Source organism: Photobacterium halotolerans DSM 18316, assembly GCF_000425165.1.
Lineage (GTDB): Bacteria > Pseudomonadota > Gammaproteobacteria > Enterobacterales > Vibrionaceae > Photobacterium > Photobacterium halotolerans.
In genome coordinates this window covers 50,706-76,206 of record NZ_AULG01000013.1, presented here as the reverse complement: position 1 = coordinate 76,206, position 25,501 = coordinate 50,706, and the positions used below count along the sequence as shown (strand labels likewise).

Below are 25,501 nucleotides of genomic sequence, written 5' to 3'. Positions count from 1 at the left end.
AGGGCAGAGTCAAGCAGTCTGCGGGCAGCTATCCATAGATCGGAGACATAGCTCCACGCGTTTTATTTTCTGCTCAAGCAATGCGTGCTCTGCCATCAGTTGCTGCCTGACATCAAGCAAGAAACAATGGATACGATCCCAGTCCACGTCACCATCCCGATAGCGTATCACGCCTTTCAGCCGGTTCAGGGTCACGCCAAGTTGCTTGGCCTCTTTGATAAGCTGGAGCACCTCGACGTCCGTCTCTGTATATACCCTGTAATTACCCTGACGAAGCGGGACGCGGATCAGGCCCATGTCTTCATACAATCTGATGGCCTTGACTGACAACCCTGTCCGCTTGGATACCGCGCCGATGTACATGTGATTGACCCTGATAAAATACTGACTGCCACAATCATACTGCAATAACAGTGCAGATGTGATCACCCGTCATGCCACAAGCCCAGTTGCTTCAAGCGTTTATAGACAGTATTGCGGCTCACGCTCATTGCTTCCGCGGTTTTACTGACATTGCGGCCCAGCGCCAGGTACACTTTCGGCAACGCGGTCTGCCAGTCCTCTTCCAGCAGTTCGTCATCAATGTCGTCGGCGATGCGGGCAACCCCTTTGAGATCCCAGAAAAAATCATCCGGCAAATGCTGGGGTTCAATGATCTTGCCTGCCGCCAGCACAGTGGCGACCCGCAGCACATTATGCAACTGACGAATATTACCGGGCCAGTTGTGCGCATTGAACAACTGCATCACCTCATCACTGATAGCGACATGGCGATCACCTTTACAGACTTCACCAAGCACAGACAGTACCACCTGCTCAATATCCTGCCTGTCACGCAGGGCAGGCAGAGCCACGGTCAGACCGTTGATCCGGTAATATACATCTTCCCGGAACTGCCTGGCTTTTATCTCATCACGCAGCGACTGATGTGTAGCGCAGACCAGCTGAAAATCCACCGGATAGCTTTCACTGCTTCCTAAAGGCGTTACCCGTTTTTCTTGCAGCACACGTAGCAATCTGGCCTGGGTCGGCAACGGCATATCACCGATTTCATCAAGAAACAGCGTGCCTTTATCAGCACGGCGGATCAGCCCCATGCTGCCTTTGGGGTTGGCACCGGTAAAGGCACCCTTAACGTAGCCAAACAGCTCAGACTCCACCAGCTCGGATGGAATGGCGGCACAGTTGACGGCCACCATCTCAAAAGCAGCCCGATACGAAGAGGCATGAAAAGCGCGCACAAAACGCTCTTTTCCCACGCCGGTTTCGCCGTGTATCAATAAGGGAATATCGCTGTTGAGCACACTCATCGCCTGATGAACGGCTTTCGCCATCTGCTTATCACCCGTATCGAGATCCGTCAGCGAGGGCTCACACTGTAGTGTTTTTCGATTTGTATGGCGGGAAAAGGCAATGTCAGCTGTTACCGCAACAGACGCTTCAGCCGGGGCTTTAATTCGGGCAAACAGCGGAAAAGACGTCAACCCGCTGAATGTCAGTGTGGCATCCTGCTGTGTTGTCATCAGCGCCTGCAGCGACATGCCGGCCACCATGTCTATGGTGATGCCCGCCAATGGCTTACCTAACAACAAATCAGCCCGGCGGTTAGCCGAGACAATTTGCCCCTGAAAATCAAACACCAGCAGCCCGGCCCACTGGCTGCCCAGGTTATCCGGGCTGGTATTGAAGACAAACTGCCAGAAGTGCTGGCCATAAGCGGCAAGAATCAGCTGATTTTCAATCGCCTGAGACATGACTTTCACCATGCCGTGTATCTGGGTCGTTGGCAGGTAAGCATCGCTGGAGACGTTAAGCACTCCCACTGTCTGACGATGCGGATCAACGATGGGCGATGCCGAGGCGTTCATAAAACGGTTTTGCAGCAGGAAATGCTCATCGCGGCGGATGTCGGTAATCTGATGCGTGTGCAAGGCTGTACCAATCGCATTGGTGCCTATCACTTTTTCCTGCCAGCAGGCTCCGGGTTCAAATAATGCCGGTGCCATCTGCTGCATGAAAGACGGATTCCCCCACCGCTCCAGCAAATACCCCTCATGATCCGTGAGGATGACCAAACTGCTGCTGTTGGCGAGCATGCTCTGAAAACCGGGTAACACCTTCTCGCGGGTGACAGCTACCATCACCTCTGCCAGTTGTCGTTTCTGCTGCCAGTGCAAGGGGTTAGGTAGGGTTAATTCAGGAGTCTGGTGACTTGCCAATCCGTAATCCCGACAACGCTGCCAGGATTCGCAGACAAGGCGATCATCGCTTTGCAATCTGTTATCCATGTCCGACCTTTGCTTCCCGCTCTCATTGCTGTTGGCCGCAGCCAGCCCAAACACACATTCCTGAACGTTAACTATTGTTCACACAATGTTAACAATCAACATATCCAACATGTTTTTAACGAATAACAAGCAAAACAATAAAGACAAAATACCCTGTTAATCATAAGGATAGATAACATATAAAGATGTTAAATAAATGTGGCATATTTTTCGCGTAGTGCTGGTGAGTAACAGACAAGGAGCCAGAACAGACATGTCGCTCATTTTGGACACAATCACCCGCACGGTAGACGGGCTCGACTGGATAAAAGATACCAGCCTCGAACTTGAACCCGGCTCCTTTAACGTATTGCTGGGCCGCACGCTGGCTGGAAAAACATCCCTGATGCGGCTGATTGCGGGTTTGGATAAACCCACCTCTGGCAACATTTCTTTCAATGGCCGGGATGTAACGGGCATTCCCGTCCGCGAGCGCAATATTTCCATGGTGTACCAGCAATTCATTAACTACCCCAATCTCACGGTTTACGAAAATATCGCCTCTCCGCTGCAACTGGAAAAACTGCCAAAAGCACAGATTGATGAACGTGTTATGCAGACCGCAAAGATGCTGCACATTGAAGATTTCCTCAAACGCTACCCGCTTGAATTATCAGGTGGTCAGCAACAGCGTACCGCCATGGCCCGTGCACTGGTGAAAGATGCCGACATCATTTTGTTCGACGAACCTCTGGTCAATCTCGATTACAAATTACGCGAAGAGTTAAGGCAGGAAATGAGGGAGCTGTTTGCCTCCCGCAATACCATCGCGGTGTATGCCACCACTGAACCCAATGAAGCCCTCGCCCTGGGCGGCAATGTGGTGCTCATGCATGAAGGAGAGATCATTCAGTCGGGGCCGACCTCCGAGGTCTACCACAACCCGGCCAGTGTGACCTGCGCCGAGCTGTTCGGCGAACCGCCGATCAACCTGATCACAGGGCAAATCAGCGCGGACAATGTGTCTTTTTCCGAACACGTTCACTTTGCCCTGAACGATGATTTAAGCGATCTGCCGCCCGATCACTATGTCTTCGGCATCCGGCCGAATCACCTGACCTTAGTGCCGAACAACGATGACGATCTTGAGCTGGCCGTTGATGTCGAACTGGCCGAAATCAGCGGCAGTGAAACTTTTCTCCATGTGTCCAACCGGGAGTTGTCCATGGTGCTGCACCTTCCCGGCGTGCATGAATACGCGGTCGACAGCCGTATCAATATTTATGTGCCAACCCACAAGCTTTATGTGTTCTCAAAAGAACGGCAGCTGATACAGGCCGCCCGTTCAGGCTGGGAGAAACAATAATGGCAGAAATTCGTCTGGAATCACTCGCGCACAGTTACTCGGCGCACCCTGCCAGCGATGCGGATTACGCCATTCGCCGGATGACCCATGTCTGGGAAGACGGCGGCGCCTTTGCCTTGCTTGGCCCGTCCGGCTGCGGGAAAAGCACCATGCTCAATATCATTTCCGGCCTGCTGACCCCCTCGGAGGGTGCGGTAAAATTTAATGGTCAGACGATGAACGGCCTGGAGCCGCAGGATCGCAACATTGCCCAGGTTTTCCAGTTCCCTGTCATTTACGACACCATGACAGTGTTTGACAACCTGGCCTTCCCGCTGCGTAACATGAAAACACCGGCAGCAAAAATCCGCAGTAAAGTGCAGGAAATTGCCGAGATTCTGGAACTGACGCCGGTGCTCGACAAAAAAGCCCGCAACCTCAATGCCGATGAAAAGCAGAAAGTGTCGATGGGACGAGGCCTGGTCCGTGATGATGTCTCGGCCATTCTGTTTGACGAGCCGCTGACCGTGATAGATCCGCACCTGAAATGGAAGCTGAGGCGAAAACTCAAGCAAATCCATGAGCAGTTCAATATCACTATGGTCTATGTCACCCACGACCAGCTGGAAGCGGCCACTTTTGCCGACAAAATTGCCGTGATGTACGACGGTGCGATTGTCCAGTTCGGCACGCCACGCGAGCTGTTCGAGCAGCCTAACCATACCTTTGTCGGTTACTTTATCGGCAGCCCCGGCATGAATTTACTGCCGGTTAAAAGAGCGCCAGATTCAGCAGACATTACTTTCAAAGGCTTACCCATTGCACTGACCGCCAGCCAGCAACTCGCCCTGTCTCACACCCAGTCAGAGAACATCAAAGTCGGGATACGCCCGGAATTCGTTCATTTACGGGACACACAAAAAGAGGCCAGTTTCGCCGTCACTGTCACCCATACCGAAGATCTGGGCACCTACAAAATCGTCACCGTGATGCTGGATGATACCCCAATCAAAATCCGGCTTGCCGAAGGTTCCCCAGTGCCGGCCCGCCATGGCTGGATCAATTTTCCCAGCCGCTGGCTGAAGCTGTACATCGATGAGTATCTGGTCGGCGAAGACAGTGAAAACGGCGATGGCGACCCTCAGGGAGGCAGCGGCAATGCAGCATAAAACCGTGAATAACAAAGCATGGTGGCTGGTATTACCGGTTTTTCTGCTGGTCGCTTTTTCTGCCATCATTCCGTTAATGACAGTGGTGAATTACTCGATCCAGGATATCTTCGATCAGAACACCGCCTATTTCGTGGGCAGTGAATGGTATAAAGAAACGCTCAACGATTCGCGTCTGCATGATTCGCTGCTGCGCCAGTTTATCTATTCGGCCTGCGTGCTGCTGATCGAAATTCCGCTCGGCATTCTTGTCGCGCTCACTATGCCGAGCAAAGGGATCAAAGCGTCACTGGTACTGATAGTGCTCGCGATCCCGCTGCTGATCCCCTGGAACGTGGTCGGCACCATCTGGCAAATATTTGGCCGAGCTGACATCGGCCTGCTCGGCTGGTTTTTGAGCAGTATCGGGGTTGACTACAACTATGCATCCAACCCGGTCGATGCCTGGGTCACAGTGCTGGTGATGGACGTCTGGCACTGGACCTCACTGGTCGCGCTGCTGTGCTATTCCGGTTTACGCGCTATTCCCGATGTCTATTATCAGGCCGCCAAAATAGACCGGGCCTCCAACTGGGCGGTTTTCCGCTACATTCAATTGCCCAAGCTGAAAAATGTGCTGCTGATCGGCGTGCTGCTGCGCTTTATGGACAGCTTCATGATTTACACCGAGCCTTTTGTACTGACCGGCGGCGGCCCAGGTAACGCCACCACTTTCCTGTCGCAGACCCTAACCAAAATGGCGGTGGGTCAGTTTGATATCGGCCCTGCCGCAGCGTTCTCCATCATCTATTTCCTGATCATCCTGCTGGTGTGCTGGCTGTTCTACACCTCAATGACAGTGATGGATAAGGAGAAATAATCATGCATAAGCGGAAAACGTTCATTTTGCTGCTGTACATCCTGTTTTTGCTGCTGCCGATTTACTGGCTGCTGATGATGTCATTCAAAACCAATGAAGAGATCCTTGGCGGACTGACCTTCTGGCCCACTGAATTTACCCTGGCCAATTACAAAGTGATCTTTACCGATCCCTCCTGGTACAGCGGCTATATCAATTCGCTGACTTATGTCTCGATGAATACCGTGATTTCTCTGCTGGTCGCCCTGCCGGCTGCCTATGCCTTTTCGCGCTACCGCTTCATTGGCGACAAGCACATGTTCTTCTGGCTTCTCACCAACCGCATGGCGCCGCCTGCGGTCTTCCTGCTGCCCTTTTTCCAGCTTTATTCTTCGGTCGGACTGTTCGACACCCACATTGCCGTTGCACTCGCGCACTGCCTGTTCAACGTACCGCTGGCGGTGTGGATTCTCGAAGGCTTCATGTCGGGCGTGCCGAAAGAAATCGATGAAACTGCTTATATTGACGGCTACAGCTTTCCGCGCTTTTTCGTCCGCATATTTCTGCCGATGATCCGCTCGGGGATTGGGGTCACCGCCTTCTTCTGTTTCATGTTCAGCTGGGTCGAACTGCTGCTTGCCCGCACCCTGACCTCCGTCAATGCCAAGCCGATTGTCGCCACCATGACCCGGACTGTCAGTGCCTCCGGCATTGACTGGGGCGTGCTTGCCGCAGCTGGTGTACTCACGATCATTCCCGGATTGCTGGTGATTTGGTTTGTTCGCAACCATGTCGCCAAAGGGTTTGCCCTTGGCCGTGTTTAGCATGATACCGCAAAGGAGATCATCATGAATTGGATGGCCTGGACCCTGCCCAGCGCACTGTTCTTTATTGCTATCGCCGGCATCTTGCTGACGATGACCGTCTTCGAGATCCTCAAACCTTGTGTTGAACGCAAAGGCTTTTTGCCGATCAGCACAACCCGGGGAGATCGACTGTTTATCGGCCTGCTCAGCAGTGCCTATATACACCTGCTCTTCCTTGGCATCACTGACCTGTCAATATGGATACCGTTTACGTTATCTGTGTTATGGCTGGCCATTTTGCTGCGTTGGGGATAATACAAGACTAAGGAGTTCACGCATGAACCGGACACGCTTTGTACCTAAACCGACTACATTAGGGCTGCTCATCAGCTTATTGCTTTCGCCGGCTGCACTGGCTGATCAATACAGCGATGCGGCGAAGAAATGGATTGACGATGAGTTTGCGCAGTCGTCGCTCAGCAAAGACGATCAGATGAAAGAAATGGCCTGGTTTACTGAAGCTGCCAAACCCTTCCGTGGCATGGAAATCAAGGTGGTTTCTGAAACCATCACCACCCACGAGTATGAATCAAAAGTGCTGGCAAAAGCCTTTGAGGAAATCACCGGCATCAAGGTGACCCATGATTTGATTCAGGAAGGGGATGTGGTGGAAAAACTGCAGACCGAAATGCAGTCGAACCGCAGTATCTACGACGCCTATATCAATGATTCCGATCTGATTGGTACCCACTTTCGCTACGGCAAGGTCATTCCGATCAGCGATTACATCACAGGGGAAGGGAAAGACGTTACCCTGCCCACGCTGGATCTGGACGATTTTATCGGCCTGAGCTTTACCACAGGGCCGGACGGCAAGGTCTATCAACTGCCCGATCAGCAATTTGCCAACCTGTACTGGTTCCGCGCTGACTGGTTTGAACGCGAAGATCTGCAGAAACAGTTCAAAGAGATCTACGGTTACGATTTAGGCGTGCCGGTCAACTGGTCTGCCTATGAAGACATTGCTGAATTCTTTACCGAGCATGTGAAAGAAATCGACGGCAAACGCGTTTACGGCCACATGGATTACGGTAAAAAAGATCCCTCACTTGGCTGGCGCTTTACCGATGCCTGGTTCTCCATGGCGGGCGCGGGGGATAAAGGGTTGCCGAACGGTAAACCCGTCGACGAATGGGGCATTCGGGTGGAAGGCTGTCGTCCGGTTGGCTCCAGCGTCGAGCGGGGCGGTGCAACCAATGGCCCGGCGGCTGTCTATGCCACCACCAAGTATGTCGAATGGCTGAACAAGTACGCGCCCGCTGAAGCCCAGGGCATGACATTCTCTGAAGCCGGTCCCGTTCCCGCACAAGGCAATATCGCTCAGCAAATTTTCTGGTACACCGCTTTCACGGCCGATATGACCAAACCCGGGCTGGAAGTGGTGAATCCGGACGGCACGCCTAAATGGCGTATGGCGCCGTCACCCAAAGGCCCTTACTGGGAAGAAGGGATGAAACTGGGCTACCAGGATGCCGGTTCATGGACACTGATGAAAGCCACCGATCCCGAGCGCCGCAAAGCCGCCTGGTTATATGCCCAGTTCACGGTGGCTAAAACCGTGTCGCTGAAGAAAACCCTGGTCGGCCTGACCCCGATTCGTGAGTCAGACATCAACACTGACATCATGACAGAAGCGGCGCCTAAGCTGGGCGGTTTGGTTGAATTCTACCGCAGCCCGGCACGGGTTCAGTGGACGCCAACCGGCACCAATGTGCCTGACTATCCGAAGCTGGCTCAGCTCTGGTGGCAGTACATAGCCGAAGCCGCGAATGGTGAGAAAACCCCGCAGCAGGCACTGGACGGGCTGGCAACCGCACAGGATCGGGTGCTGGAACGTTTGGAACGTGCCAATGTGCAGGGGGAATGTGGCCCTAAACTCAATAAGCCAAGAGATGCCGCCTACTGGCTGGCCCAACCCGGCGCACCGAAAGCCAAGCTGGCTGACGAAAAGCCCAAAGGCGTGACCATCAAATACGATGAGCTGCTGAAATCCTGGCAGCAGTGATGAGCCGGTAACAAAACCATCAGGGAGGCATAATGCCTCCCTGACATTACAATCAGCTGAACGTTGAAATATATAACTTTTCCACTTTTGCTCGTGCCCAGTCCGTTTTGCGTAAAAACTTCAGTGACGATTTAATGGAAGGGTCATTTTTAAAACAGTTAATATCGATTTCGCACGCCAGAATCGTCCACCCATAATGATCAACCAATTGGGTTAAGATTTTTTCCAGGGTAAGACCGTGCAGGGGGTTATTCGGTTGTTCGCGGGTCATAAGCTTTTCTTCGGTAGCAGTGTTGGTAACGGGGAAGAGTATACAGAATATTTCGCCATCCGGCATGGAGACAATGCCTCAGCGCCAAAGTATTACTTTCACTCTGGTCGGTAAGCTGAGAGAATGCCGCTGTCATTTCAAATAAAACGACCCATCATGAAACTTTTAGTTCGTAACCTTTCTCGTTCAACCACTGAGCAAGACATCCGTAAAGTGTTTTCTGAACACGGCAAAGTCACAGAGTGCACTTTGGTGTTAGATCAGGAAACCGGCCATTCCAAAGGCTTCGCTTTCGTCGAAATGCCGGATCAGGATCAAGCCAAAGCGGCCATAGCCAGCCTGAACATGACATCGCTTGCCAAAAGCAAAATCCGGGTGAAAAAAGCTCACTAAATCAGTTCTCCGACAGCCAGAAAAGAAGCCCCTTTTCTGGCTGTTTCATCTTTGCCTATCTGTAATCAAATTCATAACTAAGCATCGCATACCGATATTCATCTCCTTAGCCACCCGCGAAGAAAGTAATTTGCTTGAACCTCCAAAGCAATGCCATGTAACTGCTCTGTCGATAAGGCTTCTCTGTCTATCATCTTTGGTCTGTCATCTTTGCCTGTATTTTTGATCAGGCTGAAAATAGTAGCTTGAATCCCATAGGATTTATCTGTGTTTATTCATATCAAATCAGACTAGACTGAGTTGAACTCTCATTGCTAAAGGAAAATACCATGATTCAACAAGGCCAGACTCTGCCAGCCGCAACCCTGGGTGAACTGACCAAAGACGGCATGGTCAACCATGACGTTACAGAACTGTTTGCAGGCAAGAAAGTGGTGTTGTTTGCAGTTCCCGGCGCCTTCACGCCGACTTGCTCGGAATCTCACCTGCCAGGTTATGTGGTGCTGGCAGATCAACTGAAAGCCAAAGGCGTGGATATCATTGCCTGCGTGTCAGTCAACGATGCCTTTGTGATGCAAGCCTGGGGCGAAGCACAAAATGCTTCAGAAATTATGATGCTGGCAGACGGTGACGGCAGCTTCACCAAAGCGCTGGGTCTGGAGATGGACACCGCGAAGTTCGGCGGCCTGCGCTCGCAACGCTATGCGATGATCATCGACAACGGTGTGGTCACACAGCTGAACGTAGAAGCACCGAAAGAATTTGAAGTCAGCAAGGCAGAAACCATTCTGGCAAGCCTGTAATTTCAGAAAAACACAACGGAAGCGCAAGCTTCCGTTGTTCTCGGATTTACTTTATCTCTGTCATCGAAAAGTGGTGGCTGGCAATGTGAAACCCTTCCCGTAAATAGAACTTATGCGCTGCAAAGCGCTGCACGCCTGAATCCAGATGCAATTGCTGGCACCCCTGCGCCTTTGCGTACACTTTAAACCAGTCAATCAAACATTCTCCGACCCCCTTGCTGCGGTGTTGCTCAGCCGTCACCAGATCATCAATATAAATGGCTTTGCCCCAGGCCAGCTTTTCTGACACCACAAACCCGGCCACACCCATCACCTGATCGCCCGACTTGACGTAAACCACCTGATAGCCCTGCGCCATCTGCTTGGTGATCTGCGCCTGTAAAGCGGCTCTGTCGTACTGCGGCCGCAACTCGCGCAACACATCCAGCACCAAAGGGACATCCTGATTATCTTCAAAAAAATGTACTTTCATCGGGTTCCTATGACTTGCTGTTCAGACCTTAATGTCGTTGTCTGTTTATAACGTTTTCAGCCACAGCGGCACAATGGTTTTATGGATAGAAATGCAACCATCCAGTTTGTTTTGCGAACAACAATTCAGAAGCGGTTCACTTTAATTCTTTGCCTGCACCCTGCCACCAATCCAGGCTTTGATATCTGCCAGCACGCGTTCAACCTGGCTCTGGCCCTGTGCATCATTGAAAGCATGATCAAGGCCAGCATAGGTATGTGGCTGGATGTGGGGGGCGGTTTTCTTTAATGCCCTGACCATAGATTCGAAAGCGTGCGGATCCACATTGGTATCCTCTTCCGACTGAATCAAAAGAACAGGAACATCAATCGTTTGCAGTATCTGCTGCTGATCTGCCGTCAGCATGGCTTTCCACCATTTGAAACCGTGCCCACTGACAGCCGTGTCCATCTCGTTACTTTGCAGCACAGCTTCAGCAAACTGCCTGAACCCTTGTTCTGCTTCACTGAATGCCTGCGCTGGCATCTGAGATTGCATGTTGTAGAGCACGTCATCAATGAAAAAACGCCCACCGCCGTTAAGCGCCACCACAGCGGTCACTTTGTCACTCTTTGCGGCCAGCAGATTCGCCACCAACGCCCCTTCACTGCCCCCCAGCAGGATAATCTGGCTATAACGATTGTCCTGATCCAGTTTATCCAGCACCGTCAGGTAATCATCCACCCGTTGCAGCGGAGAATCCTGTTTCAGATAGGTGTCAGGACAGTCCGTCCGCTGCGGATCGGTATTCCAGCTCAGCCCGTTATCAATCCCGTATTTTTCTACCGTCAGGATGTCGGCACCTGCCATCACCTGGCTAAAATAGTCATTGATATTGTTGTTATGAAAAACACTGTTGCAGTCTGAACCCTGAATCAGCACCAACAAATGGTCGCTGTCACGCCCGGTCAGGTAATAGGTAATCTCCGAACCATCGCTCCGTTTGGCCTCTTCCGTTACCATTGAAAAAACCGGCAAGGACGCCACTGAAAAGACCGCAGCCACTGTTAACATTAAGGGCTTTAACAATAAAGGCTTTAACATCCGTTTATCTCCTTCTATTCAATCATCTTCTTGGATAGCGCTTTTGGCATCTGGTTCCCAGCATAAAATGCAACACCACACATAATCTACACTATTCTATCCAGGCCGGTCGTACCATGATCCTGACGAAGGACAATTGAGAAACATGACTGCCGTTTTAATCATGACGACCTCTTAGCCAATGCCGTAACCAAAATGATTTCAGATAAAGATGGCAGGCATTATCATGGATTTGGTAATCTTATCCGGCAACGGCTCCTGTTGAACCGTAAATACAAATTATTATTCGATAAAACAGCCACTTAAATAATGAAAAATATCGAAACGAAATGGCTACAGGATTTTCTGACACTGGCCGAACTGCGTAACTTTTCCCATGCTGCCGCTGTCCGCAATGTGACGCAGCCGGCTTTCAGTCGCCGGATAAAATCCCTTGAGGCCGAACTTGGGCTGAATTTAATCGATCGCAGTAAAACCCCCATCGAGCTGACACTGAAAGGCAAGCAGTTTAAAACGACTGCGCTGTCGATTCTTCAGCAGCTGGATGACGAGGTGAACCGTCTGGCTGGCAGCTCATTTCTGGGGCGTCATACCGTGCGGATCAGCTCCTCACACTCAATGGCGATAAGCGTATTGCCTAAGCTGCATGCCTGTTTGTTTAACCCGACCTTAAACACTCAGCTTTCAGTGGTAGCCAATGAAGTGGATGACGCGGTGAAACAGCTGATCGACGGTAAATGTGATTTTCTGTTTTCATTTTATGAGGACAGTTTGCAGATGGCGCCTTACCGTTCTGTCTATCTGGGGCGCTCTTACCTGTATTGCGTGTCGGCGGTCGATGAGCACGGTAAACCCTTATTTGATCCCGCAGACAATGCCGCCGTGCCGTCGCTGGACTATACCCCGGAAAGTTATATGGGCCGGGCGCTGCAACGCGCCAACCGGACATTAACGCAGAATACTGTCTGTACCTCATCAATGACAGATTTTATCAAAGCCCTGGTGATGCAAGGGAAAGGCATCAGCTGGTTACCGGATTACGCCATCAAAGATGAGCTGGCCGCCGGACGTTTGCAGATACTTACCGCACGAGAACCTGTGCCGCTGGATCTGTACATTTACCGTTATCACTCCAGATTACACCCGACCTGCGAAGCCATCTGGAGTGCACTGAGTAAGATCAGCCCGATTGATGGCCTGATGAGCAGGGACTGACAATCACTGTCCCCCAGAAATAAAAAAAACCTCCCTTGCAAACAAGGGAGGTAAAGGATGTAGGGTTTCAAGACCTTTTATTTTTTGTTCTTTATATTCTTTCAGTTATTACATTCTTTTAGCTGTACAGTTTGGCTTTGTAGGTCGGGCGCATCAGGTTCTGAGCAGAGAAAATATCGTTCAGCTCCTCTTCGCTCAGCAGGCCACGCTCCATCGCAACTTCTTTCACGCTGCGACCGGTTTCAGCACAAATCTTACCGACGATATCGCCTTCGTGATGGCCGATATACGGATTCAGGTAAGTCACGATACCGATAGAGTTGAAGACGTAATCTTCACAGATCTGGCGGTTCACTTTGATACCCGAGATACATTTGTCTGCCAGATTGATACAGGCATTGCTCAGCAGTTCAATCGATTCGAAAATGGCCTGACCGATCACCGGCTCCATCACGTTCAGCTGCAGCTGTCCGGCTTCTGCCGCAAAGGTCACTGTGGTGTCGTTGCCGATCACTTTAAAGCACACCTGATTTACCACTTCCGGAATCACAGGGTTTACTTTAGCTGGCATGATGGACGAACCCGCCTGCATTTCCGGCAGGTTAATTTCATTGAGACCGGCACGCGGACCCGATGACAGCAGACGCAAATCGTTACAGACTTTCGACATCTTAACCGCCAGACGCTTCAGCGCGCCGTGCACAGTCACGTAAGCGCCACAGTCAGAGGTTGCTTCAATCAGGTCTTCTGCCGGTACACAGTCCAGGCCAGTCGCTTCTGCCAGATATTTCACCGCCAGTTCCTGATAGCCAGCCGGGGCGTTCAAGCCGGTACCAATCGCGGTGGCGCCCAGGTTCACTTCCAGCAGCAAGGCTGCGGAATACTTCAGGTTTTTGATTTCTTCTTTCAGCAGGATACTGAAAGCGTGGAATTCTTGTCCGACCGTCATAGGCACAGCGTCCTGCAGCTGAGTACGGCCCATTTTCAGCACATCACTGAATTCTGCGCTTTTGGCATCAAACGCCGCCTGCAGATGCTCAATCGAACCCACCAGCTTGATAATGCTGTTGTAGACAGCGACACGGAAGCCGGTCGGGTAAGCACAGTTGGTCGACTGGCTCTTGTTGACATGATCGTTCGGGTTAATGATGTGATATTCGCCTTTTTCATGGCCTTTCAGCTCCAGCGCAATATTGGCGATCACTTCATTGGTGTTCATGTTCACTGAAGTGCCGGCACCGCCCTGATACACGTCTGAAATGAACTGATCCATGCATTTACCTGTTTCCAGAATCAGATCGCAGGCTTGAATGATGTACTTGCCCACTTCCGACGGAATGCTGCCCAATTCCATATTGGCACGTGCTGCCGCTTTCTTGGTAAAGACCATGCCGCGAACAAACTCTGGCACGTCGGAAATACGCATTGAAGAAATATTGAAGTTCTCGTAAGCGCGAAGAGAATGGATGCCGTAATAAGCAGAAGCGGGAATTTCACGCTGGCCTAACAGATCTTCTTCAATACGTACTTGCTGGACAGTATCAAGCATAGCGGTCACCTTAAACTCATGGGTAGGAAAGAGATACCACTTCGCCGCTTATACGAGCCATCTTCAGCTTCTTATGGCGGCTAAGTGATTCATACAATCGTCGTTTTGAGCGACAAAGGGAAATGCATAAAAGTAAGCAACAATGCAATTAATGCATAGCTGAAGAGATTGCAAAAAAAGGCTATTTATTCTTATCAGCAAGGAATGCTTAATAACCGGCACTTTATGCATCACTTGTGCATGAAACCAATAAACACCTGTATAAGCAGCCTGTTAGCCTGCACTCTGGCGAGATCGCTCAATGGGCAGGAATATGATCCTGATCTTAATATTGTCTTTTATCCATCACACTGAAAATACACCGCCTACCCAGTGTAATCCACAAACTCTTAAGCGATATTCCTCAGTTTCGGTCCACAAAACCTATTCATCTGTATAAAAAGTCACCTGTATAAAAAGCCGCCTGTATAAAAAAGGCCAACCTTGTTCGGCTGGCCTTTCTCGCTTTGCGCGTTCAGAGAAGATTAAGCAATATCTTCGCTCGCCGTCAGGGTCGTTTTCTCTGTGCTGCGGTTATAGACTTCAGTGTCCAGCTCGTCTTCGCTGCGGCCAACCAGAACAGCAACCATCAGATCGCCACAGACATTCACTGTGGTACGCGCCATATCCAGAATACGGTCAATACCGGCAACAATCGCCAGACCTTCCATTGGCAGGCCAACTGTGGTCAGTACCAGCGACAGCATGATCAGGCCGGCACCCGGTACACCAGCGGTACCAATGGAAGCCAGTGTTGCTGTCATCACTATGGCAACATAGTCGGCAAACTCCAGGTTAATACCAAATGCCTGCGCGACAAACAGCGCTGCCACACCCTGATACAACGCCGTGCCGTCCATGTTAATGGTCGCGCCTAACGGCAGAACAAAACTGGACACGCCTTTAGACACACCCAGCTCTTCACGGGCGCATTTAATGCTGGCAGGCAAGGTGCCTGAACTGCTGGTAGTGGTAAAGGCCACTGCAGCCGGGGTCGCGATACCTTTGATATAAGGCATAGGGTTAAGACGACCGAAGACTTTGATCACTGCCGGGTAGAACAGCAGCACGTGCAGCAGGCTGCCGATGTAAGCCACTGCAATCACTTTAAACAGCGGCAGCAGGATCTCCAGACCGTATTTACCGGCCACCCAGGCCATCAGACCGAAGATACCGTAAGGCGCCAGCTTCATCACCAGTTCAGTCAGCTTGTACATGGCCTCGGCCAGACTTTCGAACACCTGAACGGCAGGTTTGCCTTTCTCACCACACAGGTTCAGCGCCACACCCAGGCCCAGGGCGAAGACGATGATTTGCAGAATGTTCCCGGTTGCCAGCGCACTGATAGGGTTGTTCGGGATTAAACTGAGCAGTGTCTGAACCAGCGTCGGCGCTTCTTTCGCGTCGGCCGCCGCCGCTGTTGCCGTCATCTCCAGACCGGCACCCGGTGCCAGGATACTGGACAGGCCAAGACCGATACTGATGGCCACTGCGGTAGTCGAGAGGTAAATCACAATGGCTTTGGCGCCAATGCGTCCCATCTTGCGGGTATCTTGCATGGAGGTCACGCCGACCACCAAAGAGCAGAACACCAGAGGCACGATGAGCATTTTAATGGCATTGATAAACAGAGTGCCGATAGGCTTGAGGATTTCTGCATCCGGGCCGAGCAGACTGCCCGCGATGACCCCCAGAATCATACCGACCAGAATTTTCTTCCATAAGGCGAGTCCGCCCCACATACCTTTCGGGGTTGGCTTCTCGTGAGCTTGTTCCATGTTATTTCCTTATCCAATTGACAGAAGTCGGGTGAATCCCCGTTTCTGCTTAGCTGTCATTGTTTACACGTCAGAATGGGCTGAGCCCATACATACAGGAGCAGGATTAATGCAAGCATGATGCCAAACACCAAACATAATACAAGCAATTGTTTTTAATAAGAAAAATTAAAATAAGAGAAATAGACCGACTCAAGAAGGGGTATAACCAAAGGAATAGGCACGAGTGGAAAACCCGTACCTTTTCTTTATAAAACATAACCTTACTGACTATTTACAAAGTTATAACCTTTACTTTGGTTATAGGGGTTCTGCCAGCCCGACCCTGTAAAGTCTGATGCGGTGATTATTCCGGCTGAGATTTTTTCAGTCGCTTGCTGAGCGCGGGCTGCGAGATCCCCAGAAACTTCGCCGCCAGAGACTGATTACCCTCCGCCCGGCGCATGGCTTCCTGGATCAGCAAATCGCCCATTTCCTGCAGGGTCGGCAGGGACTGCTCCGGGTCGAACATCGTCAGGGGGCTCCCTGCAGCCATCTCACTGACGTCATTGTCCTGATCCAGCACCCGGCGAAACACCTCCATGGACAGCATGCGCGAGCGGTGCTGACTCATGGCATCATACGCCAGTGCCCTCAGCTCGCGGATATTGCCGGGAAAGGCATAGTTTGCCAGCAGCACCGGCAGTTCTTTCGGGATGGTCGGCTTGGTTTTACCCAACTCATCGGCCGCTTCCTGTAAAAAGTGCTCCAGCAGCAAAGGAATATCCTGACGGCGCTGGCGCAGAGGCGGAATGTCCACCTGATGGGTTTTCAACCGGTAATACAGGTCTTTGCGGAACTCGCCGCTTTGCTGCTTTTGCACCAGATTCTGATGCGTGGCCACCACAATCCGCGCGTTCAGACGTTTCGGCCTGTCACTACCGAGGGGATAGTATTCCCCTTCCTGAATCAGGCGCAGCAGCTTGACCTGTGAGGCCTGGCTCAAATCACCGATTTCATCGAGAAACAGGGTGCCGCCGGCCGCTTGCTCGATCAGACCGGCGCGGGGTTTATCGGCACCGGTAAACGCACCGCGGTGGTGACCAAACAAGGTGTCGGCAAACACATTGTCGTCCAGTCCGGCCACATTCACGCTGATCAGCGGCCCGGCACGCTCACTCAGGGTATGCAGCGCGCGGGCGATCAGCTCTTTACCGACACCACTTTCACCGCACACCATCACAGGCTGGCTGCTCGGCGCTACCGATTCGAGATACTGGAACACAGAGCGCATGCCTTTATCCCGGGTAATGATATCGCCAAAAGCCTCCGGCCGCTCCAGCGTGTCGGTCAGGAAACGGCGCCGCAGCGCGTTGTGCTCTTCACGCATCTCCTGCAGCAAAATGGCCCGTTTCACACCTTCGATCAGCCGGTTTTCCTCTGTGGTTTTCACGAAGTAATCGTAAGCACCGAGCCGGATACAGTTGACCGCCGTTTCGACCTGATTCAGCCCGCTGATAATAATGACGCCGACTTCAGGAAATTCTGTCTTGATCTGCTGCAGCAAGACTTCGCCGGACAGGTGCGGCATGGTCAGATCCAGCAGCACCAGGCCGATATTTTCCTGTTCAATAATGGCCATGGCATCGCGGCTGTCCTGACACTGGACGATATGATTGATGCCGCCCCGTCGCTCCAGCACAATACTCAGGCTGCGCAGAAAGGCCGGTTCATCATCCACCAGCAATACACCGAATGCAGGATAGCGATTTGTCTTCATTAAACAGTTGTCCCTTTCAAGGCCGGCAGCGCAAGCGTCACGCAGGTGCCTTGTTGTAGTCTGGATTCATATTTCAACGTGCCGCCATGTTCACTCACTATGCTGAATGAGATAGACAGCCCCAAGCCCGTACCGCCTTGCTCACGCTTGGTGGTAAAGAAAGGATCACTCAAATGAGGAAGATGCTCAGGGTCGATGCCCTGCCCCTGATCGCAGATTTCCAGGATCAGCAAATTGTCAGCCGGGTTGAAGCCTGTCGTCACCCTGATGCTTTGTTGCTGTGACGTCAGCGCCTGACAGGCATTGATGATCAGGTTGATGATCACTTGTTCGATCCGCTGGCCGTTGCCTTCAAAACACGGCAGCTGATCGCCGTATTCGACAGAAAAGTGATGGGTCGATGTCGATAAGGTGCTGTCGACCAAACGAATCGCCGCCGCCGTGACCTGATTGAGATCCACCACTTCATTGAGCGCACTGGGTTCCTGGCGGGCAAAATCCCTCAGATCATCGACAATCCGGCGGATCCGCTGGGTCCCCGCCTGCATATCATCCAGCATGGAGGGAATTTCCTCCCGCATCCGGCTGTAGGCCAGCCCGCCTAAGGTGAAATCGCCATACTGCTGATAGTGGGCATCCAGAATGTCTTCTGCGTCCTGATACGCCTCTTTGAGAATGGGTAAATTCAGCAGCAGCAAACTGCTGGGATTGTTGATCTCATGGGCCATGCCAGACACCAGAATGCCCAGCGAAGTCATTTTATCCGCCTGAATCAGTTGTTGCTGCTGGAGCTGCTGCGCTTTGGTCCGCCGGGCCACTTCCCGGCTCAGCGCCCGGTTCCAAATCATGATTCCCCCCAGCACCAGCAACAGAAGGGCAGAAATCGTGGCGGCAGCCATGCCCAGTTTCTTCCAACTGATCCCCGGCGCTTCCAGCGGGCCCAGCCATTTGTCATAGATAGCCTGCTGACGGCCGGTATTTTTCAGAATCGCCAGCCCTTCGCTGAACTGGGCCAGTAAATCTTCATGACCTTTTTGCACCGCATAACCGTAATGCTGGGCACCAAAAGGTTTTCCTACCGGAATGATATTCGACAGATCCAACGCCTTGCCGGTATACAGACCCGGCAGGTTCGCCACCAGCGCGTAGTCATGCTGACCGGAGGCCAGCAAACGCAGCCCGTCGGCGTGAGAGTCCACCAGCACCAGGTTTGCACCCGGCTGCTGATTGCTCAGGTAATCGTGCATTGCCCCGCTGCGCTGAACAATCACGGATTTGCCCGCCAGGTCATCAAGACTGGCCACAAAGGGGGTGCCCTTTCGGGCAAATACCGACTGATGCACTATGGCATGGGGCGGCGAAAAACTGTATCTCGCCTGCCGGGCACTGGACTGGATCATGCCCTGGACGATATCAATCTCGCCCTGATCAAACTGGCGGCGGATATCATTCCATGCCCCCATTTTGATCTCGATATTAATGCCCATCAGTTCGGCAATCGCCAGGGTCAGCTCGGTGTTGTAGCCATCCGGCTCACCGTCTTCATTGATGAATTCGTAAGGCGGGTAGTTGTGATCCGCGCCGATAATAATGACCTGACTGTCTGGTGCAGCCATCACACCGAAGGTGCAGAAGAAAGACAGTCCGACACCGAACCAGCGCATCCAGGCACCCCATACGTCACGACAGCCTGTCAGCTTCTGGATCATGCACTCTTCCTTCATCAGCCCGGCCTGACCGGTAAAGCAGTCAGTACGCCGGATTTGGCGACACCGGGCAGAACGTGATATTCCGCCCAACAAATGAAGGGGCTATTTTATAGATTTGCCAACAATAGCCAAGGAAAGAAAGTGGGGCTGTGGTTGAGTGCCTTTTTGTTCTTTGGTGTTGTGCCTGGGGTTTTGGTACGGCTGAGGTATGTCGCGCTTGAGTCCGGTGGCTCTTTTGGCATGGTGCGATGCGCGCCAGACACTCTTTATAGGGATAAAGAGTGCCCAGAAAGCCCTTTTTGTTCTTTGGTGTTGGCCGGGTCGGTTGTAGGCGCTCCCGGCGCCGACAACCTAAAAATTCGTCCTGAATTTTTCCTGTGGGAATGCCATCAATGTACATTTTCAACCCGTCATTCCCGCGATAGGCGGGAATCCATACAGCGAGTGCAGTTTTTAAGGCTGAGGATTCTGGTGAAGCGGAGGTATGTCGCGCTTGAGTTCGGTGGCTTACTTGGCATTAATTGATGCGCGCCAGACACTCTTTATCGGGATAAAGAGTGCCCAGAAAGCCCTTTTTGTTCTTTGGTGTGGTCCGGGCCGGTTGTAGGCGCTCCCAGCGCCGACAACCTAAAAATTCGTCCTGAATTTTTCCCTGATTCAGTGATAACTATACCGGCTCTCGCTTGTCATTCTCGTGAAAGCGGGAATTCATGCAGTGAGTGTGATTTTTGCGGTCAGTCATGAATCACAAAAAAGTCCATAACATCAATTGGGTAGCATGAGTGATTTAGGTAAGATACACGCTAAGATGTCGTATAACTTACTGATGGATTTATATGATTAAGCATGAATTATCTAAATTAATCATTCATTTAGGTGGATTTCATCAAGAATAGTTATACGACAGAGTTATGCGACATGATGTCGTATAACAAAATGTTAGGCATATACGAGGATAACAATAATGGAAGCTGTTACTTGGGGTTTTATTGGGACGATTATCGGAGCTTTAGCAAGTATTGCAACAACAGCGATAACAAGTTGGAACTCACATATTTTAAGCAACAAAGCTAAAGAACATGAAAAAAAAGAAGCTGCCAATGCTTTTCAAAGAGAAACAATCCTCGAGCTTCAAGTTGAACTTTTAGAGTACTTTCGGTCTTGCTGTCAAATCTATAGAGATGACAAAATTAACTTTGAAAATACCGAACAATGGGGACGTCCAATCTCAGAAGAGTTAAACGTTCAAAATCGGGCTTTAAACGCTAAAACTTCAATTTTAGTTCAACGTGTTGTAAATGATGAACTTCGGGCTAGTTTACAAGTATTGAAAGACAATTGTACCAAATGCTTGATGGCAAAAGATGAACCTGAGGCGACAGCTTATCATTTGATAGCTTCGGATGATTATATTAAGGCTAGTGAATTATTGGGTAAAGTATTGAGATCTACATATTGGCAACCAAGTGCCTAAAAAATAACTTAGTTGAACGCCAGAGGGCGGCGATGCGGGCTGTTTTTATCAGGTACAGTAAGCCCATAAGCCATCAGATGACTAATAACTTCAGTTGGTTACATGATTTTTGCCGTCGGTTGTAGTACGTTCCTCCGCTTGCGGTGTGGCTGGTTGCTTCTGCTACGGGGGGCTGGCTTCGATCCCGATCATTTCAGGTGCGATATCAGCAAACGCTTCAAGGACTATAGAACGCGCTATTGTTTTGTGAATCAACACCTTGCCTTGGTGATCTTCACCGTGAATACTGAAGCTATGTTTGGCTAAATCAATGCTATTGATAGATAGTGACATCTTGATGGCCTCAGGCGATTTCTTAATCAGACTTGCCCAGTTGTGACAAACCTAATGAGGGGGAGTCCATGTCATTCGTTAGAATGACGACTGAAATGATATCGGGATGGAAAATGAGAAGTATATTTTTAGCATTTGTTCTTACTTGGGGAACGAGTGCTTTTGCTCAAAATAATCATGCGCTTGAGGACTCCCTCCGGGAATTGGTTCCTGATGGATATTTCGTGACTGAAACGATTTATGGTGACTTAAACAAAGATAGTCAAGAGGACGTTGTTTTAATCATAAAAGGAACAGACCCAAATAAAGTTGTTGTTGATGAATTTCGTGGTGAAGTAGACCTCAACCGAAGAGGGATCGTTGTTGCTTTAAGAAACCAACAAAAATACGAATTAGTCATTGAAAATCTAAACTGCTTTTATTCGGAAGAAGAAGATGGCGGTGTATACTTCGTACCAGATATTTACACCAAAATTGAAAAAGGAAATCTATATGTCCTTTTCGCTCATGGTCGCTATGGACACTGGCGCTACAATTTTCGTTATCAAGGAGCAGATTTTGAGCTGATCGGTTATGACAAAAGTGCTAACAGAGGGCCAACAGTAGAAGTAGTCACTAGCATTAACTACCTGACAAAGAAAATGCTGGTGAAGAATAATATTAACCGTCATGAAGAACATGCAGATCCAATATTTAAAGAGAGTTGGACGAGCTTTACGCTTGATAAGCGATTTAAGCTAAGTGAAATTAACGATTTTAGTGAGTTTGGTGATGGGTTACGGGAGTAGATAGACTTGTATCGAAACGTAATTCGAACAAACAACTATAGCGTCAATCCTTAAATTAACGCCGTTTTTTCCCATCGTAGCCACCCCGCAGCATCGCATTGAGGATGACAACCATTTACCTGAAGCATGCAATGATGGCAACTTCTTTCGGTTTACCTTCAGCCAGAAATCGTTGATAAGTGCGCTTGAATACAGAGTTACGCTGCATTCAACTCAACAATAGTCGGTGACGACTCAAGGAGTTTTGAGCGCGCTATTGTTTTGTGGATCAACACCTTGCCTTGATGATCTTCACCGTGGATACTGAAGCTATGTTTGGCTAAATCAATGCTATAAATAGAATGTGACATGGTGGCCTCCGGTAATTTCGTAGTCAGACCTACCTAGTGTGGCAGAGCCTGATGAGGGGGAGTCCATGTCATTCGTTAGCTGTCTTAAGGAGAGAGTGCATTTAGTCCAATAGGGGTGATAGGTGGGGGTTCAATTCCCCTAGCGATTGTTGGCTCCATAGCCTTGTTATTGATTTTGCTGCGTTACGTAAGTATCCGTTTGGTTCTTTTGGCCAACGACAACAATGATAAGGAGGTGTCTATGGTAAAAACATTAACTGCTCGAACTCGTATTTTTTTAAGCTCTACGTTTGAAACTTTATGGGCTATCGGAGTCAGCAGCGTGGCAGGTTTGCACCTATTGGCCTAAGTGCATTCAACAGCTAACAAGCGCAGCCACAGGGACAAAGTTTCCGCTGCGCTTCAACTTTGCCCGTGCTGCGGGCGTTAGGGCTCTGTATAAGGAATTTATTATGAGAACAGGCGATCTTATTTTTACGCAAATTGGTAGCTCTGCTAATGCAATATCATCTGTTACCGAAGGATTTCGTGGGGCGAGGGTAAACCACGTTGGAGTGGTTGTTGAGAACTCATTTGGTAAGTACGTCTTAGAAGCATACTACCCCGAAGTTCGGCTAACCAACATTGCGACTCATATCCGGCGTTCAAGAGATCACCGTTCAAATCCAAGGTATATGATTGGGCGATTGAAGAGCAGCCATCAAGATTTGATTCCAGACGCTATAGTATATGGACTTGAGCAACGAAATATTCCTTATGATCACTTGTATCTGACAGGTGAGTCAGCTTTATATTGCAGTGAGCTAATTGTTGATATGTTTAAACATGCGAATGGCGGTACAGAGTTTTTTACTGAACAACCAATGAGTTTCAGAGACATTGAAACTGGTGAAGTACATGATCAATGGATCTCATATTACGAATATTTCGGGATGCCGGTACCAGAGAATGAGCCTGGGTCAAACCCCGGTGATATTAGCAAAGACGCTCGCTTACATATTTATGATGTCGTTGGCGATATATCAGGTTATCAGCCCTAACAAGGCCAGTCAGCCGCAGCAAAGCTGCGCCTCTGCTGGCGGCGTTAGGCGATTAAAGTAACCCTCTCATGGAAAAAGAGTATTTAAAGCGAAACAGATTAGGTGAAGTAATTGCATTAATCCAAGTTCAAGTAATGCAAGGTTTGGGACTGCCGCTCTACATTCGGTCTGTTAACTGGCTTTGGTGCCATGACCCTGATAACAGGACGCGGTTGCGGTTCCTCATTCGTTAGAAAGCATCAAAGGTGCTAGCCGCATGATCAGGCTTTTCCGCAAAAAGCCTGAACCTTACAGCATCATTGGCTGTTGCAATAACCCGGTGAACAAGTGAATCCGTAAATCAGCACCTTGCCTTGGTGATCTTCACCGTGGATACTGAAGCTGTGTTTGGCTAAATCGATGCCATAGATAGATGGTGACAAGTGGCCTCAGGTAATTTCGTAGTCAGACTTACCTAGTGTGACAAAGCCTAATGAGGGAGAGTCCATGTCATTAGTTATGTGTAGAATGGAGAACGCATGAAAGATTTGTTTTTCATCGACGAGTCCGTGTCTGGCAGGTGTGGACCAGACAAACTCATGTGGGATCTCGATGAACTCAAACGTAACAATATTAGAGCCATTCTATCCGTTAACGATGGAGAATTGGTTCACACTTCGAGATTAAGTGAGTTAGGGATAGTTTATGGTCATATTCCGCTTTCAAGTAATGTACCCATTCAAAGCGGTGACCTAGAGTTTTGTGTGGAAGCCTTACCTAGAATCGTTGAGTTCATCAATAAAAATCGAACGGAAGGAATTGTTTTAATTCACTGTAAATCAGGAAAAGATCGTACGGGTTTGGCTCTTGCCACTTATCTAATGCAGTCGGAAGGCTATGAAGTTAAAGAAGCAATGAAAGCAGTGAAAAATATCCGAAATATTGCATTTACTGCACCTGGCTGGAGTAAGTTTTCAGTGGCGGTTCTTACTGAGCTGAAAAACACATAACAAATAAGGATAAGTGTCTCGCAGCCGACACTTTATCCGGGTGTTGGACAAGCCCGAAGCGGCATTATTATGGAAATAGCTTGGTTGAACGCCGGAGGGCGGCGGTGTGGCGGGTTGCCTCTGCTACGGGGGGCTGGCTTCGATCCCGATAGTTGCGGGTGGATATTAGCAAACGTCTCAAGGACTTTTGACCGCGTTATTGTTTTGTGGATCAACACCTTGTCTTGGTGATCTTCACCGTGAGTACTGAAGCTATGTTTGGCTAAATCAATGCTATTGATAGATAGTGACATGTTGATGGCCTCAGGCGATTTCGTCATCAGACTTAACAAGTGTGGCGAAACCTGATGAGGGGGAGTCCATGTCATTCGTTATGTTCTAGGGAGATATAATGCATATGGACTGGGAAACTATTAACGGGATAACGGGCATTATTAGTGCTATTTGCTCTGTTTTAGGATTGGGCTACTTCGGTACAAAACGTAAATCCCAGATTGCTCTAAGCGATCATGTTTTGACATTCCCAATGTTTATGTCTTTCCTACTAATTAGTGGTGGTTGGGCTTTGTTGTGTTTATGCGGTTTATGGGTATTAGAACCTTTTGGTTCGTATATGCAAAACGATCAATATCTTAAATTTTATGGTGTAGTCCTAGTTCTGCCATCTCTCATGATATTAAATTTCGGGGTTAACACACTTAAGGCGCAACGAACATAACAAACAACTATGGCGCCAATCATTCAATTAACGCCGTTTTTTCTTCTCGTCGGACGCCATCCCGAAGCATCGCATTGAGGATGGCAATCATTTTCCTGACGCATGTAATGATGGCAACTTTTTTCGGTTTTCCTTCAGCCAGAAGTCGTTGATAGTGTCCACCGGTAGTTACAGGACGGACTGGCCAAGTGTGGCAAAACCTGATGAGAAGGGAGTACATGTCATTCGTTAGCACACAGCCAGTAAGT

General features: G+C 49.9%; 23 protein-coding genes and 1 pseudogene. 14 read left to right on the top strand and 10 right to left on the bottom strand.

Features of this window, described 5'->3' with window-relative positions:
* Positions 1–9: 9 nt before the first annotated feature.
* Together H511_RS0101535 and H511_RS0101530 are read right to left on the bottom strand one after the other, a co-directional pair.
* Positions 10–363, bottom strand: coding sequence for a MerR family transcriptional regulator (locus tag H511_RS0101535; protein WP_027250732.1), 354 nt, complete (start codon positions 361–363; stop codon positions 10–12).
* Between the two features lie 62 nt (positions 364–425).
* Positions 426–2,288, bottom strand: coding sequence for a sigma-54-dependent Fis family transcriptional regulator (locus H511_RS0101530; RefSeq protein WP_027250731.1), 1,863 nt, complete (start codon positions 2,286–2,288; stop codon positions 426–428).
* Positions 2,289–2,541: 253 nt separating this feature from the next.
* On the opposite strand from H511_RS0101530, the gene H511_RS0101525 reads away from it, so the two are divergent.
* Genes H511_RS0101525 through H511_RS0101500 form a run of 6 tightly spaced genes read left to right on the top strand, consistent with a single transcriptional unit; the run spans position 2,542 to position 8,490 of the window.
* Complete coding sequence (locus tag H511_RS0101525) at positions 2,542–3,633, top strand: ABC transporter ATP-binding protein (RefSeq protein WP_027250730.1); 1,092 nt, start codon at positions 2,542–2,544, stop codon at positions 3,631–3,633.
* The gene (locus H511_RS0101520; RefSeq protein WP_027250729.1) at positions 3,633–4,781 is read left to right on the top strand and encodes an ABC transporter ATP-binding protein; all 1,149 of its coding nucleotides are present in this window, start codon (positions 3,633–3,635) and stop codon (positions 4,779–4,781) included. Before H511_RS0101525 ends, H511_RS0101520 begins: the two co-directional genes overlap by 1 nt.
* Entirely contained in the window at positions 4,771–5,640 is an 870-nt protein-coding gene (locus tag H511_RS0101515) for a carbohydrate ABC transporter permease (protein ID WP_027250728.1), read from the top strand. Before H511_RS0101520 ends, H511_RS0101515 begins: the two co-directional genes overlap by 11 nt.
* 2 nt (positions 5,641–5,642) lie before the next feature.
* Positions 5,643–6,443 carry a carbohydrate ABC transporter permease gene (locus H511_RS0101510; protein ID WP_027250727.1) on the top strand — a complete coding sequence of 267 codons (801 nt, stop codon included), beginning with the start codon at positions 5,643–5,645 and terminating at the stop codon, positions 6,441–6,443.
* A gap of 24 nt (positions 6,444–6,467) precedes the next feature.
* A complete protein-coding gene (locus tag H511_RS0101505; protein ID WP_027250726.1) occupies positions 6,468–6,740 on the top strand; it encodes a DUF2160 domain-containing protein in 273 nt (90 codons plus the stop codon).
* Between the two features lie 22 nt (positions 6,741–6,762).
* On the top strand, positions 6,763–8,490 hold the full coding sequence (locus H511_RS0101500; RefSeq protein ID WP_027250725.1) for an ABC transporter substrate-binding protein: 1,728 nt from the start codon (positions 6,763–6,765) through the stop codon (positions 8,488–8,490).
* Between the two features lie 52 nt (positions 8,491–8,542).
* On the opposite strand, the gene H511_RS0101495 is transcribed toward H511_RS0101500, so the two are convergent.
* Positions 8,543–8,761 (bottom strand): VF530 family protein, encoded by a 219-nt coding sequence (locus H511_RS0101495; RefSeq protein WP_027250724.1) that lies wholly within the window; start codon positions 8,759–8,761, stop codon positions 8,543–8,545.
* Positions 8,762–8,917: 156 nt separating this feature from the next.
* Between H511_RS0101495 and H511_RS0101490 the strand changes: the two genes are divergently transcribed.
* Together H511_RS0101490 and H511_RS0101485 are read left to right on the top strand one after the other, a co-directional pair.
* Entirely contained in the window at positions 8,918–9,154 is a 237-nt protein-coding gene (locus H511_RS0101490) for an RNA recognition motif domain-containing protein (protein WP_027250723.1), read from the top strand.
* A 329-nt stretch (positions 9,155–9,483) separates the two neighbouring features.
* Positions 9,484–9,957: a peroxiredoxin gene (locus H511_RS0101485; protein WP_027250722.1), complete on the top strand. Its 474-nt coding sequence runs from the start codon at positions 9,484–9,486 to the stop codon at positions 9,955–9,957.
* Positions 9,958–10,003: 46 nt separating this feature from the next.
* On the opposite strand, the gene H511_RS0101480 is transcribed toward H511_RS0101485, so the two are convergent.
* Positions 10,004–10,429 (bottom strand): GNAT family N-acetyltransferase, encoded by a 426-nt coding sequence (locus tag H511_RS0101480; RefSeq protein WP_027250721.1) that lies wholly within the window; start codon positions 10,427–10,429, stop codon positions 10,004–10,006.
* A gap of 141 nt (positions 10,430–10,570) precedes the next feature.
* A complete protein-coding gene (locus tag H511_RS0101475; RefSeq protein ID WP_027250720.1) occupies positions 10,571–11,512 on the bottom strand; it encodes an alpha/beta hydrolase family protein in 942 nt (313 codons plus the stop codon).
* Between the two features lie 309 nt (positions 11,513–11,821).
* On the opposite strand from H511_RS0101475, the gene H511_RS0101470 reads away from it, so the two are divergent.
* The gene (locus H511_RS0101470) at positions 11,822–12,727 is read left to right on the top strand and encodes a LysR substrate-binding domain-containing protein (RefSeq protein ID WP_027250719.1); all 906 of its coding nucleotides are present in this window, start codon (positions 11,822–11,824) and stop codon (positions 12,725–12,727) included.
* Between the two features lie 118 nt (positions 12,728–12,845).
* On the opposite strand, the gene aspA is transcribed toward H511_RS0101470, so the two are convergent.
* The 4 genes from aspA to H511_RS0101450 all read right to left on the bottom strand — a co-directional run bounded on the left by aspA (position 12,846) and on the right by H511_RS0101450 (position 19,561).
* Positions 12,846–14,276 (bottom strand): aspartate ammonia-lyase, encoded by a 1,431-nt coding sequence (aspA, locus tag H511_RS0101465; RefSeq protein ID WP_036758374.1) that lies wholly within the window; start codon positions 14,274–14,276, stop codon positions 12,846–12,848.
* 524 nt (positions 14,277–14,800) lie between these two features.
* Positions 14,801–16,093, bottom strand: a complete 1,293-nt coding sequence (locus H511_RS0101460; RefSeq protein WP_027250717.1) for a dicarboxylate/amino acid:cation symporter — start codon at positions 16,091–16,093, stop codon at positions 14,801–14,803.
* A 346-nt stretch (positions 16,094–16,439) separates the two neighbouring features.
* Positions 16,440–17,852, bottom strand: a complete 1,413-nt coding sequence (locus H511_RS0101455; RefSeq protein ID WP_027250716.1) for a sigma-54-dependent transcriptional regulator — start codon at positions 17,850–17,852, stop codon at positions 16,440–16,442.
* On the bottom strand, positions 17,852–19,561 hold the full coding sequence (locus H511_RS0101450; RefSeq protein ID WP_027250715.1) for a transporter substrate-binding domain-containing protein: 1,710 nt from the start codon (positions 19,559–19,561) through the stop codon (positions 17,852–17,854). Before H511_RS0101450 ends, H511_RS0101455 begins: the two co-directional genes overlap by 1 nt.
* Positions 19,562–20,525: 964 nt before the next feature.
* Here H511_RS0101450 and H511_RS0101440 point away from each other — a divergent pair.
* From H511_RS0101440 to H511_RS0101415, 5 genes are all read left to right on the top strand, one after another.
* A complete protein-coding gene (locus tag H511_RS0101440) occupies positions 20,526–21,035 on the top strand; it encodes a hypothetical protein (protein ID WP_027250713.1) in 510 nt (169 codons plus the stop codon).
* Between the two features lie 446 nt (positions 21,036–21,481).
* A complete protein-coding gene (locus tag H511_RS0101430; RefSeq protein WP_027250712.1) occupies positions 21,482–22,156 on the top strand; it encodes a hypothetical protein in 675 nt (224 codons plus the stop codon).
* An 802-nt stretch (positions 22,157–22,958) separates the two neighbouring features.
* Entirely contained in the window at positions 22,959–23,546 is a 588-nt protein-coding gene (locus H511_RS0101425) for a YiiX/YebB-like N1pC/P60 family cysteine hydrolase (protein WP_027250711.1), read from the top strand.
* Positions 23,547–24,064: 518 nt separating this feature from the next.
* A complete protein-coding gene (locus tag H511_RS0101420) occupies positions 24,065–24,535 on the top strand; it encodes a protein-tyrosine phosphatase family protein (protein ID WP_027250710.1) in 471 nt (156 codons plus the stop codon).
* A 391-nt stretch (positions 24,536–24,926) separates the two neighbouring features.
* Entirely contained in the window at positions 24,927–25,253 is a 327-nt protein-coding gene (locus H511_RS0101415) for a hypothetical protein (protein WP_027250709.1), read from the top strand.
* Positions 25,254–25,272: 19 nt separating this feature from the next.
* On the opposite strand, the pseudogene H511_RS24545 reads toward H511_RS0101415, so the two are convergent.
* Positions 25,273–25,407 (bottom strand): annotated as a pseudogene (locus tag H511_RS24545) (IS110 family transposase); the annotation flags it as partial.
* Positions 25,408–25,501: the final 94 nt, after the last annotated feature.